This window comes from Hallella sp., from assembly GCF_037460745.1.
GTDB classification, from domain to species: Bacteria; Bacteroidota; Bacteroidia; order Bacteroidales; family Bacteroidaceae; genus Prevotella; species Prevotella faecis.
Genome location: NZ_JAXVAE010000156.1, coordinates 1 through 15,185, shown reverse-complemented (window position 1 = coordinate 15,185; position 15,185 = coordinate 1). Strand labels below are relative to the sequence as shown.

11 protein-coding genes and 1 pseudogene are annotated in these 15,185 nt (G+C 54.0%); 9 read left to right on the top strand and 3 right to left on the bottom strand.

Annotation, left to right across the window (positions count from 1 at the left end; genetic code table 11):
* The first annotated feature begins 339 nt into the window (after positions 1 to 339).
* On the top strand, positions 340 to 729 hold the full coding sequence (locus WKK33_RS10540; RefSeq protein ID WP_337569515.1) for a DUF1573 domain-containing protein: 390 nt from the start codon (positions 340 to 342) through the stop codon (positions 727 to 729).
* A gap of 272 nt (positions 730 to 1,001) precedes the next feature.
* On the top strand, positions 1,002 to 2,468 hold the full coding sequence (locus WKK33_RS10535; RefSeq protein WP_337468991.1) for an SLC13 family permease: 1,467 nt from the start codon (positions 1,002 to 1,004) through the stop codon (positions 2,466 to 2,468).
* A gap of 316 nt (positions 2,469 to 2,784) precedes the next feature.
* On the opposite strand, the gene WKK33_RS10530 is transcribed toward WKK33_RS10535, so the two are convergent.
* Positions 2,785 to 4,812 carry a M13 family metallopeptidase gene (locus WKK33_RS10530; protein ID WP_287769397.1) on the bottom strand — a complete coding sequence of 676 codons (2,028 nt, stop codon included), beginning with the start codon at positions 4,810 to 4,812 and terminating at the stop codon, positions 2,785 to 2,787.
* A 115-nt stretch (positions 4,813 to 4,927) separates the two neighbouring features.
* On the opposite strand from WKK33_RS10530, the gene WKK33_RS10525 reads away from it, so the two are divergent.
* Together WKK33_RS10525 and ispE are read left to right on the top strand one after the other, a co-directional pair.
* On the top strand, positions 4,928 to 5,206 hold the full coding sequence (locus tag WKK33_RS10525; protein ID WP_337933777.1) for a hypothetical protein: 279 nt from the start codon (positions 4,928 to 4,930) through the stop codon (positions 5,204 to 5,206).
* A gap of 13 nt (positions 5,207 to 5,219) precedes the next feature.
* Positions 5,220 to 6,059, top strand: a complete 840-nt coding sequence (gene ispE / locus WKK33_RS10520; protein ID WP_337933775.1) for a 4-(cytidine 5'-diphospho)-2-C-methyl-D-erythritol kinase — start codon at positions 5,220 to 5,222, stop codon at positions 6,057 to 6,059.
* 844 nt (positions 6,060 to 6,903) lie between these two features.
* Here the strand turns inward: ispE and WKK33_RS10515 are convergent.
* Both WKK33_RS10515 and WKK33_RS10510 read right to left on the bottom strand, forming a co-directional pair.
* Complete coding sequence (locus WKK33_RS10515; protein ID WP_337933773.1) at positions 6,904 to 7,914, bottom strand: galactofuranosyltransferase; 1,011 nt, start codon at positions 7,912 to 7,914, stop codon at positions 6,904 to 6,906.
* Between the two features lie 66 nt (positions 7,915 to 7,980).
* Positions 7,981 to 8,157 carry a hypothetical protein gene (locus tag WKK33_RS10510; RefSeq protein ID WP_330001871.1) on the bottom strand — a complete coding sequence of 59 codons (177 nt, stop codon included), beginning with the start codon at positions 8,155 to 8,157 and terminating at the stop codon, positions 7,981 to 7,983.
* Between the two features lie 174 nt (positions 8,158 to 8,331).
* Here WKK33_RS10510 and WKK33_RS10505 point away from each other — a divergent pair, with 174 nt between their 5' ends.
* The 5 genes and pseudogenes from WKK33_RS10505 to WKK33_RS10485 all read left to right on the top strand — a co-directional run.
* Positions 8,332 to 9,141 (top strand): glycosyltransferase family 2 protein, encoded by an 810-nt coding sequence (locus WKK33_RS10505; protein ID WP_337933771.1) that lies wholly within the window; start codon positions 8,332 to 8,334, stop codon positions 9,139 to 9,141.
* A gap of 54 nt (positions 9,142 to 9,195) precedes the next feature.
* Positions 9,196 to 10,338, top strand: coding sequence for a cyclically-permuted mutarotase family protein (locus WKK33_RS10500; RefSeq protein ID WP_337933769.1), 1,143 nt, complete (start codon positions 9,196 to 9,198; stop codon positions 10,336 to 10,338).
* A 44-nt stretch (positions 10,339 to 10,382) separates the two neighbouring features.
* Positions 10,383 to 11,660, top strand: coding sequence for a sialidase family protein (locus tag WKK33_RS10495; protein ID WP_337933767.1), 1,278 nt, complete (start codon positions 10,383 to 10,385; stop codon positions 11,658 to 11,660).
* Between the two features lie 200 nt (positions 11,661 to 11,860).
* On the top strand, positions 11,861 to 14,161 hold the full coding sequence (locus tag WKK33_RS10490; RefSeq protein WP_337933779.1) for a GDSL-type esterase/lipase family protein: 2,301 nt from the start codon (positions 11,861 to 11,863) through the stop codon (positions 14,159 to 14,161).
* A gap of 255 nt (positions 14,162 to 14,416) precedes the next feature.
* Positions 14,417 to 15,133 (top strand): annotated as a pseudogene (locus tag WKK33_RS10485) (MFS transporter); the annotation flags it as partial.
* Positions 15,134 to 15,185: the final 52 nt, after the last annotated feature.

Genomic DNA, 15,185 nt, shown 5'->3' with positions numbered 1-15,185 from the left:
CTCAAAACAAAAGCCCAAATCTGCTATTTTTTGCTTTTTTAGTCATTCTTTTTCTGTAAAATTCGCCATTTTATCCGAGACTGCAAAACAATTTCACGCTTTTTTGTAAGATAACACCAAATCCGACGACAGTTACCCTTTTCCACTCGCATTTGGCCCATCCAAAGGCCGCATGCAAGGCAAAAGCCTGTTAAAAATGCGTAAAAACGATATGGCTTCAGAAACTTTTTGTACTTTTGTCTCGTTACAATCATTGTAGGCGGGTGGTGCAACCTTCTCCGCTCCCAATTAAAAAGAAAAAAGAACCTGTTGCGTATGCAACAATAAATAAGGTATAAGATGAAAAAGATTCTGTTCACGCTGATGATGCTTGTATGCGGCATCACCTTCGCCCAAGCACAAGCCCAAATCAAGTTTGACAAGACAACCCACAACTTCGGTTCGTTCTCGGAGACCAATAATGTGCAAAAGTGCACTTTCACCTTCACCAATGCCGGCGACAAGCCGTTAGTGATCAATCAGGCTGTGGCCAGTTGCGGATGCACGATACCTCAGTACACCAAGACCCCCGTGAAGCCCGGCGAGAAGGGGACCCTCACCGTTACCTATAACGGTCGTGGCCGTTTCCCCGGCCATTTCAAGAAAACCATCACCGTACGCACCAATGGTGATCCCGCCATGTTGCGCCTCTACATTGAGGGAACCATGACAGAGGCTGAAAAGAAATAAAGCAAAGGGTACACCCCCAACAGCATATCGACTGGCGCAGGACATCCTACGCCAGTTTTTTATTGTCCTAACGGTAGGGCGAGAGCCCCCCAAAACGCTATTTTTAGCGCCCATTTTTCTCATATTATGGGTATATTTTCACTTTCTGATTTTTCTCAAATTCTTTTTCCGTTTTTTCCTTGGTTTGATGAAAATTTGGTGTAACTTTGCAGTAGTCGGCCTTTAGAAAGCCCCACCTTGAGATAATCTAATAACTAAAAACCATTCATAACATGCAAGAAACGGTAAAAAAAGTCTTGACAGGAGACTTTCATTGGAAGAAGGCATTGTGGTTTGCCATCACAGCCCTCTTCACTGTCATCGTGTGGAACCTACCCTCCAGTTGTTTTGGAATTGAAGGTCTGACAGTTGTTCATCAGCGCGTCATTGCCATCTTCGTCATGGCAGTGTTGCTTTGGATCACTGAGGCCATTCCTGCGTGGGCCACGTCTGTGACCATCATTTTCGTGTTACTGTTCTTCGTCAGCAACTCCTCGTTCTCGTTCATGCAGGGCACTGAGGGCCAGTATGGCCAGTTGCTCGACTCTGTGGGTATCATGGCTTGCTTTGCCGACCCCACAATCATCCTGTTCCTTGGCGGTTTCATCCTCGCCATTGCGGCCACCAAGTCGGGTCTCGACGTATGGATGGCCAAGGCCCTGATTCGTCCATTTGGCAAGCGCAGCGAGAATGTGTTGCTGGGTTTCTTGCTCATCACGGGTGTTTTCTCCATGTTCATCTCCAATACCGCCACTGCAGCCATGATGCTGACGTTCCTTACGCCGGTCTTCAAGTCGCTTCCCGCCAACGGCAAGGGCCGCATAGCCCTCACCATGGCCATTCCTATCGGCGCCAACCTTGGTGGTATGGGAACGCCTATCGGCACACCTCCTAACGCTTTCGCCTACAAGGTTCTCAACGACCCCACAGGCATGAACATGGACATTAGCTTCGGCGACTGGATGATGTTCATGGTTCCCCTGGTGCTGGTGCTCCTTGTTATCTCATGGCTGTTGCTGAAGTGGTTCTTCCCATTCAAGCAGAAGACCATCGAGTTGGAAATCAACGGCGACATGCAGCACAACTGGCGCACGGTGGTTGTGGCCATTACATTTGCCGTGACCATTATCCTCTGGGTGTTTGGTAAGCCCATTGGCATCAACGCCAACACGGTTGCCATGCTTCCCATCGCTGTGTTCGCCTTCACGGGTGTCATCACCGCCAAAGACCTTCAGGACATCGACTGGGGCGTCATTTGGATGGTTGCCGGAGGTTTCGCCCTCGGTTTGGCCATGAACGGAACAGGCCTTGCCAAGACCGCCATGGACGCCATCCCGTTTGGCGAGTGGAGCCCGATCGTCATCCTGGTTATCTCAGGCTTGGTAACATTCTTCCTCTCTAACTTCATCAGCAACACCGCCACCGCCGCCTTGATGATTCCTATCCTCGCCGTGGTTTGTGAGGGCATGGGCGACAAGCTCAACATCATCGGTGGAACCTCAACGGTTCTCATCGGCATTGCTGTGGCAGCTTCGGCCGCCATGTGCTTGCCCATCTCAACACCTCCTAACGCCATTGCCTACTCTACAGGTCTCATTGAGCAGAAAGACATGTCGAAGACGGGTCTGTCGGTGGGTATCATTACCCTCATCCTGGGCTTCTCGCTGCTCATCGTGCTGGGCAAGCAGGGTCTGCTCTAACGACATTCAGACAACTTATGGGTGAATGTCGCATCTGATTAGGCATTCACCCACAAGCACAACGATACGAGCAAGCATCAAGAAGTATCGACCGAATAGCACAAAAAGAGGGTGTGTCAAAACTAAAATGACTACTCTTCAAAGTTACAGATTATAACTATGATATTAAAAAGGGTCGTATCAAACTCTGTATTGAGTAATGATACGGCCCTTTCTTTAGTCTTTTAGGATGCTCAAATTTCAAATTATAAGTTCATATTTTCAAAAAATGAGTTTTGACACACCCTCTTTTCGTAAGTTCAATGATGGTTTATCATTACCAGATGTGTGCGCGTTGCTTCTTGGGGATGAACAACTTATCGCCCTTCTTCACGTTGAAGGCCGTGTACCACGCGTCGATGTGGGGCAGAGCGGCGTTCACACGAGCCATGTTAGGCGAGTGAACGTCGACGGTCAACAGGTATTTCACATACTCATCGGTGGCGTTCGAAGCCCAAACGCGAGCCCAAGCGAGGAAGAAGCGTTGCTCAGGCGTAAAACCATCCTTCACTCCCAGCGGCGTGTGTTTGAGCGAATTCTGCAGGGCTGTGTAGGCAATGTTCAGTCCACCGTTGTCGCCGATATTCTCTCCAAGCGTCATCTTGCCGTTCACCTTGGCGCCTGGAAGCACCTCAAACTGTGAGAAGAAGTTGGCGAGCACACTGGTACGCTGGTCGAAATTCTTCTTATCCTCAGCCGTCCACCAGTTGCGTTGGTTGCCGTTCTTGTCAAACTGAGCGCCCTGGTCGTCGAAGCCATGGCTCATCTCGTGACCAATCACGCCACCGATGGCACCATAGTTCACCGCGTCGTCGGCGTTGGGGTCGAAGAACGGCGGCTGCAGGATGGCAGCAGGGAAACAAATCTCGTTGGTCGTGGGGTTGTAATAAGCGTTGATGGTCTGAGGAGTCATTCCCCACTCAGCCTTATCCACACGCTTGTTCACAGTGCGCGCAATGTAGTCGTCGGTCATCCAGCGACTGATGCGACTCATGTTTTCGTAGAGCGACAGGCTGTCGACCACCTGCAACCCACTGTAATCCTTCCACTTATCAGGGTATCCAATCTTAATGATAAAGTTCGACAGCTTATCCTTTGCCTGCGCCTTTGTGGTCGAGCTCATCCAAGCCAGTCCGTCGATACGCTGTCCGAGCGCCGTCTGCAAGTTGTGCACAAGCTCAAGCATGCGCTTCTTGCTCGACTCGGGGAAATACTTCTCCACATAGAGCTTGCCAATGGCCTCGCCCAGCGTGCCGCTCACCAGTCCCACGGCACGTTTCCAACGCGGACGGTCTTCCTTGACACCTGTCATGACGCTGCTCAGTTCGAACGACACCTTACGGAACTCATCGCCCAACACAGACGTAGCGCCGCCAATGACCTTGGCCTCAGCGTAGCTCTTAAGATCGTCGAGCGAAGCCTCCGCCAGGATCTTCTCCACCTCATGGATAGGCTCAGGCTGTCCTACGTCCACATAGTCGAAGGCGGGGAATCCGCTGGCCAAGAACACATTGCCCCAGTCAATTCCGGGGAAGTCGTTGATGAGTTGGGCATACGTCATCTTATGGTAGTTGGCCTCAATGTCGCGCAACTTCACGCGGTCGTAACTGGCCTTGGCGATGCGCGTCTCAATATTGATAACGGCCTGCATCTTCTTCTCGGCAGCAGCCTCGTCGTTGCCCGTCATGAGGAAGAGCTTCTTCAGATAAGCCTTGTAAGCTTCCAGGATGCGCTTGTTCTGCGCATCGTCGGAAAGATAGTAGTCGCGGGTGTCCAATCCGAGTCCGCCCTGACTCACTCCAACGATGTTCCACTCCGCATTTTTCTGGTCGGCGCCTACGCCTACGCCAAACATCATGGTACCCTCACCATTGCGGTCGAGCTGCGCCATGACCAGTTGATACTCCTTGCGGTTCTTGATGGCACCAATCTTGGCCAGCGTGGGCTTGATGGGAGCGTACCCCTCGCGGTTCATGCGCGCAGAGTCCATCATCAGGTTGTAGAGCGATCCTATCTTCTGTCCGAGCGAACCTTGCGTCTGCTGGGCCGAAGCATATTGCAAAATGATGTCCTGTATGCGTTTCTGATTGAGTTCAAAAAGATCGGTGAACGCGCCATTGCTGGTGTGCTCAGCGTCAAGCGGGTGACTCTTCAGCCATCCTCCGGCAGCATAATGGTAGAAGTCGTTACCGGGACGAATACTGGTGTCGAGGTTCTTAGGGTCGATGCCCGACGAAGGGGCGGTCTGTGCGAAGGCGCTCGAAGCGCATAGCGCCAGGCTCATGAATAGCATTTTCTTTTTCATGATGATAAATGTTGATTTGCGATTGCAAAAATACTGCTTTTATTTCGTTTCGCCCTTGTTTTGCTACACATAACTTCATTTATTCCATAAGATTGAAACGGAATAGCTCTTCATTGTGCGTTTGCAGGTCCATTGGCTGCTCCTTGTCGCTTCTTTTTTACGGGAAACAGGCCAAAAAGTGAGGACAAGAGGATTATTTTTCATCAAAAAACGTTATTTTTGCAATTACAACGACACTAAAAACATTCCCAATGATGATGAAAACCATCCTTGTGGTTCTTGCCGCACTGCTGAAGCGCATCGACAAGCAGCACGGCACACACACACCATCGACTGGGCTGAGAAGATCAGTCTGGGCTCTAAGAAATACAAGATAATCAACATCGACAAGTAAACACCATACTACCATGCTCACATTTCCTTGTGCAAAGATTAACCTCGGACTCAACATCACCGCTGACCGACCCGATGGTTACCACGATCTGGAGACTGTTTTCTATCCCGTGCCACTCACCGACGCGCTGGAGATAAAACTGATGGATCCGCTCTTCCCACACGACTCGCCCTGCGACCTCAAGGTGACGGGCACACAGGTCGACTGCGATGAGCGCAAGAACCTTGTGGTGCGCGCCTACGAACTGTTGGCCGCCGACTTCACCCTGCCGCCCATCCACGCCCACCTGCATAAGCGCATCCCCTCGCAGGCTGGTCTTGGCGGTGGCTCGTCCGACTGCGCCTTCATGATTCGCCTGCTCGACGAGCGATTCCGCCTCAACATGGGCAATGCCGAGATGGAGCGCTACGCCGCCCAGTTGGGATCCGACTGTGCGTTCTTCATCACCGCCGAGCCGTCGTTTGCCACGGGGCGCGGTGAGGTGCTGCAGCCTGCCGACGGACCGAAAGGCAACCTCGACGGCTATTACATTGCCATCGTGAAGCCCGACGTGGCTGTTTCCACACGCGACGCCTATAGCCAGATCGTTTCCAAGAAACCCGCAAAATGCTGCCGCGACATTGTTAGGCAACCCATCAAAACGTGGCGCCACGAGCTGGTGAACGACTTTGAGGAACCTGTCTTTCGCATGCACCCCGTGCTCGGAGAGATCAAGCAGAAACTCTACGACATGGGCGCCGTGTATGCCGCCATGAGTGGATCGGGATCGGCCCTCTTCGGAATCTTCCGCGAGGAGCCAAAGGACCTGGCCACCATCTTTACCAACTGCTTCACGTTCCAAAGCGTGCTCTAAGCCCCATCGACAACTTTTTTTCGCCTCCTGCCGATGCGAAAACACCATAAAAGCCCACCTCTTGCAGCGCATGACCGCATGGGGTGGGCTTTGGTTTGCACAAAATAAATCGCAACAATCTACACATCCATCTACACTGTTCTTTTCCACGATCCGTCGGTCGGCCGCAAATACGCCATTCTCTGCGCGTTTTCATAACAGCCTTACGTTCAACACCTTACGATCATCCAACTTCATTAAGCACGCCTCGTCTAACACTCCACACCATGAAACATGCCTAACCGCAATGCGAAATATGCCTAACCGCAGCTCGATACACGGCAAACGGTGGCTCGATACATGGTCTCTCGCAGCTCGGTTAGGCATCTTTTCGCAACGACGATGCTCCGAAAATGGAATTCCAAACGCATTTGGCGACCTTCAAATGCGCAAAAATGCATGTTTCGCTCTCTATTTCGTCCGAAAATCACGACGTACTTTTCTACCAAAACATTTAACGATTTCTGTGGGTTAGGCCACACACATCACGCCATAACGAGCGGCAAACGCTCCATGCGTCTCCCCTACTACACCAATCAACCCCACCGAAATCGTTACATCCTACATTTGGAGCGATTTTTTTTGAGGGGTACAAAAAGCTCATTCGGTATTTGGCGTGATGTAGGACGCACATAAGCATTTTAGCTCAGACGCGGTCGCTCGGGGCCAGAAGTATGAGAGGTGATATGCCCCTCGAATCACCCCAAATGTTGGATGACAACAAAAAACTCGTTGCGCAACCCATGGGGCCTTGCAACGAGTTTCGTTATTTAATCATTAGTTTTGTTGTTTCCTTCCCAACGAGTTAGCGCACATTCTCCAAGTCGGCCGTAGCGGTGGTGAAAGCTTTCTTCTCGAAGAAGCCATCGCCCAACTTCTCACTCATCTCAAGGGCGTTGGCCTTCATGGCCGCATAGGCCGTGGGCGTGAGGTCGGCCAGCGCTTGGTCGAGCTCGCGAATGGAGTCGACGGCTATACCCAACTGGTTCTCGGTGATGAAGGGAGCCAGCGCAGCCTTCTTCCACACAATGACGGGAATGCCGGCACGCAGGTAGAGCGAGGTCTTGTGGGGATTGTTGATCTTGAGGTACTCACCCCAATCGCCCGCACACTCGTCGAACGAATCGCCATCCCAAACCAGTCCGAAATCGCCCTCCACGCTGCAGATGAGTTTCTCCTCGGGCAACTTGCCCATGTAGGTAACGCCCGGCTTCCGCTCCCCAGCGTCCTCGTAGCCGGGACCAAAGAGCACAATGTTCCAGTTGTGCATCACCTCGTCGAGATGATAAATAAACTCGTTGCGCCAGCGACGCAGGTTGCTCGTGTAAACCACACGCCACGGCGTATGGGGCGCCACATACTGCTTGGGCACTGCCTCGGTGATGAAATCGAAGATCTGGAGGTTGTAAAGGCGGCCTTGGAACTGCTCGCCCTTCATATACTGGAGCATCGTGGGGTTGTGCACGATGAGCGCGTCGGTCTTGTTAAACAGGTAACGCTCGCGCTCGGCGGTAATCTTCTTGCGCCTGAACGCGTCGAGGTCGTGCACGATGGTAATAACCTTGGCACCCTTCAGATGGGCCAACGTGCATGCCAGGTGGTAAAACTTCTTCATAGGATACTGCAAGCAGAGGTTGTCGCCCCGATGAACTGACGTCAGGATACGCGCCACACCACACAACTTGATGATGAAGCGCGACACGGGATTGACGCTCTTATGCATGGGCGTAAGGTTGTGGTAGCCCAGTTGCTTGAATACCTTGTCAACGTCGGTCTTGGCCTTGCTGACCGTGATGACCTCTATAAAATGGTTCATTTTGCTATTTGTAAGAATCCACCGTGGCTCTTCCGGCAACGGACCTCCATGGCGGAGCGTATTGGTTTAAAGTTGAAACAATTTCTTAAGGATGAGCTGCCCTATCTTGCGCTCCACGCCAGCGCGCGTCGTTGGGATGCCTGTAGCGCGGGCAATCTTCTGCCGCGCCTGACTGATTCCCAGCGCACGTTTCCACGAGAACGACAGTCCGGGTATGCCTGTATTGGTTTTTCGTCTTGCCATATTTCCATAACGCTCCAACCACCTTATTATTATATGGTTATCGAAAAAATCGTTGCAAATATCCGCTTTTGCGTTTTTTCGCCCTATCAAACCGTCAAATCTTACCAAGTTTTTTGCCTATCATGAGGAAATAAAGTAAATTTGCAAATGAAATTGCAACCCGAACCTAAACCCATGACTATTGGCGTAATCATTTCCACATACAACAACCCGCAATGGTTGGAGAAGACCTTGTGGGGCTACACGGCGCAGACGCGACCGGCCGACGAGATTATCATCGCCGACGATGGCTCACGCCCCAAGACAGCCGAACTGATTAGGAGTTTCGAAAAACGGCTGCCCGTACGCCACGTGTGGCACGAGGACAACGGCTTCCGCAAGACCATCATCCTCAACAAGGCGCTCGCCATGGCAACAGCCGACTACCTCGTGTTCACCGACCAAGACTGCGTGCCGCGCCACGACTTCCTTGCCACCCACGAGCGCATGGCCTGTAGCGGTAGGTTCCTGTCGGGCGGCTATTTCAAGTTGCCCATGGGCATCAGCAGGCTGCTCTCGCACGAGGACATACAGTCGGGGCGCGCGTTCAGCCTACAATGGCTCATGCAGCAGGGCTTGAAGCTCTCGTTCAAGTGCACAAAACTTGTAGGCAACCCACTGTTCGCCTGGCTGATGAACCACATCACCCCCACCCACGCCACCTGGAACGGCATGAACAGCAGTGGCTGGCGAACCGACTTGCTGTCGGCCAACGGCTTCGATGAGCGCATGCAGTATGGCGGTGAAGACCGCGAACTGGGCGAGCGGCTCACCAACGCGGGTATTCGCGGCAAGCAGATTCGCTACAGCGCCATCGTGTTGCACCTCGACCACAATCGGCCTTACGTCAACGATGAGGCGTGGCAACTCAACAACGCCATCCGCAAAAACACAAAGAAACTGAAGCTGACACGCACCGAGCACGGCATGAAGCAACAACCCTAACCCCAATGGCCCACACGGGCCCACAACCTACTATCCTTTTAGCATCTCTACCTTATGAACAACCTTCATCCCCACACATGGCTTCACCCCAAGAGCGCACCGATGTGGCTCGTGGCGCTGCTGGTTGGTTTGCTGCCATGGTATGCCACGATGGCTCAAAACCATCTGCGTGTCAGCAAAATAGGTGGATTTCCACAAAGCGAAGCGGGCTACGCAATGGGAGTGTCGGCCTGTTTTGCCGGAACGATCGGCAACCACATCATCATGGCTGGAGGGTGCAACTTCCCAGACAACAGCGGCGTAAAACACTATTACAAGGGCATTTACGCTGCCTGCTGGCAAGCCGACACGCTACAATGGCGCTGCATCGGCACATTGCCCGAACCGGTGGCCTACGGCGCAACGGTTGACATGGGCGACAGTTTGTTGCTGATCGGTGGCAACAACCAAGAGCACAGCCTGCGCCAAGTGGTAAGCGTCAAGCTCGACCCACGGGGCAACGCCATCGTCATGCGGTTGCCCTCTCTGCCCGTAACGGTCGACAACGGGGCGGCGGCCTACGCCAAGGGACATGTGTTTGTGTTTGGAGGCAACCAAAACGGCAAACCGTCGAAAGCCCTATGGAGCCTATCTTGCTCGCGCCCCACAAGCCAATGGAAATCGCGGAAGGCCATGCCGGGAAAGCCAAGGGTGCAGCCTGTATGCGTGGCACATGGGCAACGCCTTTTCGCCTGGGGCGGATTCTATGCCAAGGGAGCGAAGAGCAAGGTGGCCACAGATGGCTACGCCTACGACGTGAAGCGCAACCGTTGGGCACAATTGGCCGCACCTCGTGATGCGGCGGGCGAGTCGCTCACACTCAGCGGAGCCACAGGCGCTACCAACGGCGCGGGCCTGTTGCTGTGCCTGGGAGGTGTGAACAAGACCATTTTCGCCGATGCCATCAGTGGCAAATACCAATTAGTGGACCAGGCCGATTACCTCAAGCAACCAGTGGCGTGGTATCGCTTCAATGCCACGCCGCTCGTTTTCAACGCCAAAACGCTGCGATGGCTGAAACCCACAACGCCCGACGCCCGACTGGCAAGGGCGGGCGCTCTGCTCATTGGCATTGCAGCCAACCAATTCCTCTATATCGGAGGCGAACTGAAACCGGGTGTCAGGACTCCGCAAATCCTACGAATCGAACTCGAATAAATCAACACACCTAATACAATAACCAATTATTAACGCACTGATAAATGAACAAATCCATCCTTAGATTTGCCTTTATTCTCTTAGTAAGCTTCCTGTTCATCGTTGGCACAAAGGCACAAACGGCGGGCGCAGCCATCTCCAAGGCGAACCTGCCTACACCTGTAACGGTGTTCGAAGACCCTTACCAGGGCATACCCGTTCGCATCCCAGCCATGACCATCACACGCGACGGCGGCGTGATAGCCATGGTAGACTATCGCCACAACTTCTCCGACATCGGTTGGAACTCAGGGGGCACCTATCGACTCGACATCCTCATGCGACGCAGCGACGATGGCGGACGCACATGGAGCCCCATCAACACGGTGGTGGAGGGCCGCAAGGACTTTGGCTACGGCGACCCCAGTGTGGTGGCCGACCGCGACAGCGCAGGGCTCATCCTCATGCAGGCTGTGAGCGGCAATGTGCCTTACGTGCACGCCACGGCCAAGAATCCGCAGCATGCCATGTTCTTCCGAAGCACCGATGGCGGCAAGACGTGGGACAAGGGGCACGATGTGGCTCCAAGCATCTACAACCTCTATCGCGACGAGCAACCACTGACGCAGGAGAAGGGCTTCTTCCTCACGTCGGGAAAGATTACGCAGAGCCGCATCATCAAGAAGGACAAGTATTACCGCCTCTACATTGCCCACCCTGTGCTGCACGTGGGAACATTCGTCATCTACAGCGACGACTTCGGAAAGACATGGCAGGTGCTCGGCGGTGCGGCAACCATTCCCGGTCCCGATGGCGATGAGTCGAAGGTCGAGGAGCTGCCCGACGGCAGCGTGCTGCTCAGTTGCCGCAAGTTCAGCAGCCTCGGTCGTCGCTTCAATGTGTTCGTATATAAGAATAAGAAGCGCGCTGAGGGCGCATGGTCGGAGGCCAAGGATGCCAAGGCGCTGGCCAACTGCACCCGTTGCAACGGCGATGTGGTGGTGGTGCCGGTGCGCCGCACCATCGACGGTCGCAAGACATGGCTCGCCATTCAGTCGCTTCTGCAAAGCAAAACACGCGACCACCTGGGCTTCTACTATCGCGAAATACCACGTCGGGGGGCCGACCTCGCACCCGCTTTGGCCGACAACTGGCAGCGCGGTGTGATGATCCACGAGGGAACGGCGGCCTATTCCACCATGTCGGTGTTCGACGATGGCACCGTGGGTATCCTCTATGAGGCCGACCTCGACGCCAACAACACAGGTTACAAGATTCTCTTCTCGCGTCTCTCGGTGAGCCAGATCACAGGTGGCGCCTATGAGGCGATGCCCGCCAAGTAACGAATTGGGCAATGCCACTCGGCACAATCGCCCCAACGGGTTGTAGCCTACAACCTTCCATTAGAACCATCACCCAACAGTCGCCCCGTTGCCTTCCTTTCACGTTCGATGGCAACAGGGTGGCTTCTCACCTCAATATCGAACTATCATTCAAAATGAAAAACCTATTGAACCATCCCATATCCACCGCCCTGCAGGCCATGATGGCCTTTGCGCTTGTGCTCACCTCACTTTCTGTCGACGCCCGACCGAAGGTGGAGAAAAAACTGAAGGTGGCGTGCGTGGGAAACAGCATCACCTACGGAACAGGCATCAAAGACCGCGAAACCGACGCGTATCCGTCGCAGTTGCAGCGTATGCTGGGCGACGCCTATGAGGTGGGAAACTTCGGGCGGCCGTCGGCCACACTGTTGGCACACGGCCACATGCCTTATTTCCAACAGGCTGAGTGGAACGCAGCGAAGGCGTTCACAGCCGATATCGCTGTGGTGCATCTCGGCATCAACGACACCGACCCACGCAACTGGCCCAATTACCGCGATGAGTTTGTAACCGATTATCTGCATCTCATCGACACCTTGCGACAAGTGAACCCACAGGTGCGCATCCTCATAGCGCGTCTCACGCCCATCCGCCACGACCACCATCGCTTCACATCGGGCACCAAACTGTGGCACGACGAGATACAAGAGGCCATTGAAACGGTGGCTCGCGTGGCAGGAGTGGAACTTATCGATTTTCATGCGCCGCTCTATCATCATCCCGACTATAGCGTGGAGGGAATCCATCCCAACCCCGCCGGAGCGCGTCTGCTGGCCCTGACGGCCTACAGTGGCATTACGGGTAACTACGGCGGCCTACGCATGTCGCCGCTCTACACCGATCACATGGTGCTCCAACGCAACCAAACGCTCGACATCCACGGCACGGCCAACGCAGGATCCATCATCACCGTGACCCTCAAGGATAAGGACGCCAAGGGCACAACCGCCCTGCGCACGGCAACTGGCGTAACCGACAACCGAGGAAACTGGACCGTAAGGCTGAAGCCTCTGACCGACACGAAGGCCGAATATGTGCTTTCGGTTGACTGTAAAGACGTGAAAGCCACGAAAACCAACCGCACCAACCACGATGAGGTGAACGACAATCGTTATTGGCCAGGCGTGGCTTCGTGGTCCGACCAGGCGCATCCCACGGTCGTCAAGCGACTCACCGAGACCCTCAAGCGCAAGGGAGCGCCCCTCTCAAGGCTCACTTTCAACCATGTGGCCGTAGGCGAGGTGTGGCTCTGCTCTGGCCAGTCGAACATGGGGTTCATGCTTCGCCAATCGGATACGGGCAGTAGCGACATTCCCAAAGCCGCCGACAACGACCTGCGCCTCTACAACATGCAATGGCGATGGGACACCTACGCCCAGCAATGGCCTATTGAAGTGCTCGACTCGGTGGATTGTTTGGAATATTTTAAGCCCACCTCCTGGACCCCGGCATCGCCCAAAAGCGTTGCGCAGTTCTCGGCCGTGGCTTATTATTTTGGCCGCATGCTACGCGACAGTTTGCAGGTTCCCATAGGTCTGGTGTGCAACGCCGTGGGCGGTTCGCCCATCGAGTCGTGGATCGATCGGCAGACCCTGGAAACGCGTTTCCCATCTATCTTGCAGAATTTCAGATGGAACGACTTCATCCAACCATGGGTTCGCGAACGCGCCCAGCAAAATGTCGGGGCCGACGGAAGCCGCTTGCGTCGTCACCCCTTTATGCCGGTGTATTGCTATGAGGCCGGAATCCTGCCGCTCGCGCAATATCCCATCAAGGGCGTGGTGTGGTATCAGGGCGAGAGCAATGCGCACAACTTCGAGGCGCACGAGCAACTCTTCCCCCTGCTCGTCAGCAGTTGGCGACAGTATTGGCATCAACCGAAACTGCCTTTCTACTATGTGCAACTCTCGAGTCTCAACCGGCCGTCATGGCCATGGTTCCGCGACTCGCAGCGTAAGCTCATGCGCCTGCCGCACACGGGCATGGTGGTGAGCACCGATTATGGCGACTCGCTCGATGTGCACTACCATCACAAACAACCGGTGGGCGAGCGTTTGGCCCGCTGGGCGTTGACCCGCAACTATGGTTTCGGTCTGACGCCATCGGGTCCGTTGGTCAATCAGGTGAGAAGCAAGGGCGACACACTCGTGGTAAGCTTCCGTTACGGACATGGGCTCACCACCTCCGACGGACAGGATCCTCGCTCATTCGAGATCGCTCACGACGATGGGCTCTTCCGCCCTGCCAAGGCTGTCATCGAGGGCAACAAGGTAATGCTCACCGCTGAGGGCGTGAAGGCACCACGATACGTGCGCTACGCATGGCAGCCGTTCACACGGGCAAATCTCGTAAACAGCGACCTCCTGCCTGCATCCACCTTCCGTGCCAAGGCCAAAGCTAAGAAGCACAACAAGCATAAGGGGCAAAAACATAAGCCAAAAAGTAATCACCACAACTAAATAAATGCCATAAGCCAACGTCGTGGGCATCATAATGCCATGTCATTCCTAACTTGCAACCAAAGTCCTTCTACCTTTCGACAACTGTCTTTCGGTAGCTTGACAATGGTCTTTCGACGGTATGAAAACAGCCATTCGGCAGCTTGGCAACGCGCCTTCTTGCATTTGCCTATTACGTTCAGCAAGTATGACAACAAAAGACGGGGCTAATGGCACAACTATCTACCTTAAATCATTGAACCTAATAAACCAAAAATGTCACTAAAAACTAAGAAATTCTATCATTGGCTCGTCGTTGCCCTACTATGGGTGGTGGCCTTGCTCAACTACATGGACCACCAAATGCTCAGCACCATGCAAGAGACAATGAAGGCCGACATCAGCGAACTCAACCGCGCCGAGGCGTTTGGCGCCTTGATGGCCGTATTCCTTTGGATCTATGGACTCGTCAGTCCGTTCGCCGGCATTGTGGCCGACCGCATCAGCAAGAAACGTCTCGTGGTGAGCAGCCTGTTCGTTTGGTCGGCCGTGACGTTCATCATGGGCTACGCCACCAGCTTCGACCAACTCTACATCCTGCGTGCCTTGATGGGCATCAGTGAGGCGCTTTACATACCGTCGGCCCTGTCGCTCATCGCAGATTGGCACACCGACAAGTCGCGCTCACTCGCCGTAGGCATACACATGACAGGTCTTTACGTGGGACAGGCGCTTGGCGGATTTGGCGCCACGGTGGCGGCCATGCACTCTTGGCAAGGAACATTCCAAGGATTTGGCATCATCGGCATCGCCTACTCTATAATTCTCATCGGCCTTCTGCATGACGCGCCAACGACAGCAGGGGCGTCAGCGGCTTCGAACGATAAGGAAAAGCCATCGCGCAACCCGTTCCACGGATTGGCGGTGGTGTTCAGCACATGCTCGTTCTGGATCCTTTTGTTCTACTTTGCCGCACCAAGCCTGCCCGGATGGGTAGGGTGTTCAAAATCGCTTTAAAATCCTGCGCATTTTTTACCTATAGTAT

What these genes read in the sequence shown, in the direction of transcription:
- WKK33_RS10540 (WP_337569515.1), top strand. Translation starts at nt 340, where the DNA reads ATGAAAAAGATTCTGTTCACGCTGATGATGCTTGTATGCGGCATCACC.
- WKK33_RS10535 (WP_337468991.1), top strand. Translation starts at nt 1,002, where the DNA reads ATGCAAGAAACGGTAAAAAAAGTCTTGACAGGAGACTTTCATTGGAAG.
- WKK33_RS10530 (WP_287769397.1), bottom strand. Translation starts at nt 4,812, where the DNA reads ATGAAAAAGAAAATGCTATTCATGAGCCTGGCGCTATGCGCTTCGAGC.
- ispE (WP_337933775.1), top strand. Translation starts at nt 5,220, where the DNA reads ATGCTCACATTTCCTTGTGCAAAGATTAACCTCGGACTCAACATCACC.
- WKK33_RS10515 (WP_337933773.1), bottom strand. Translation starts at nt 7,914, where the DNA reads ATGAACCATTTTATAGAGGTCATCACGGTCAGCAAGGCCAAGACCGAC.
- WKK33_RS10510 (WP_330001871.1), bottom strand. Translation starts at nt 8,157, where the DNA reads ATGGCAAGACGAAAAACCAATACAGGCATACCCGGACTGTCGTTCTCG.
- WKK33_RS10505 (WP_337933771.1), top strand. Translation starts at nt 8,332, where the DNA reads ATGACTATTGGCGTAATCATTTCCACATACAACAACCCGCAATGGTTG.
- WKK33_RS10500 (WP_337933769.1), top strand. Translation starts at nt 9,196, where the DNA reads ATGAACAACCTTCATCCCCACACATGGCTTCACCCCAAGAGCGCACCG.
- WKK33_RS10495 (WP_337933767.1), top strand. Translation starts at nt 10,383, where the DNA reads ATGAACAAATCCATCCTTAGATTTGCCTTTATTCTCTTAGTAAGCTTC.
- WKK33_RS10490 (WP_337933779.1), top strand. Translation starts at nt 11,861, where the DNA reads ATGATGGCCTTTGCGCTTGTGCTCACCTCACTTTCTGTCGACGCCCGA.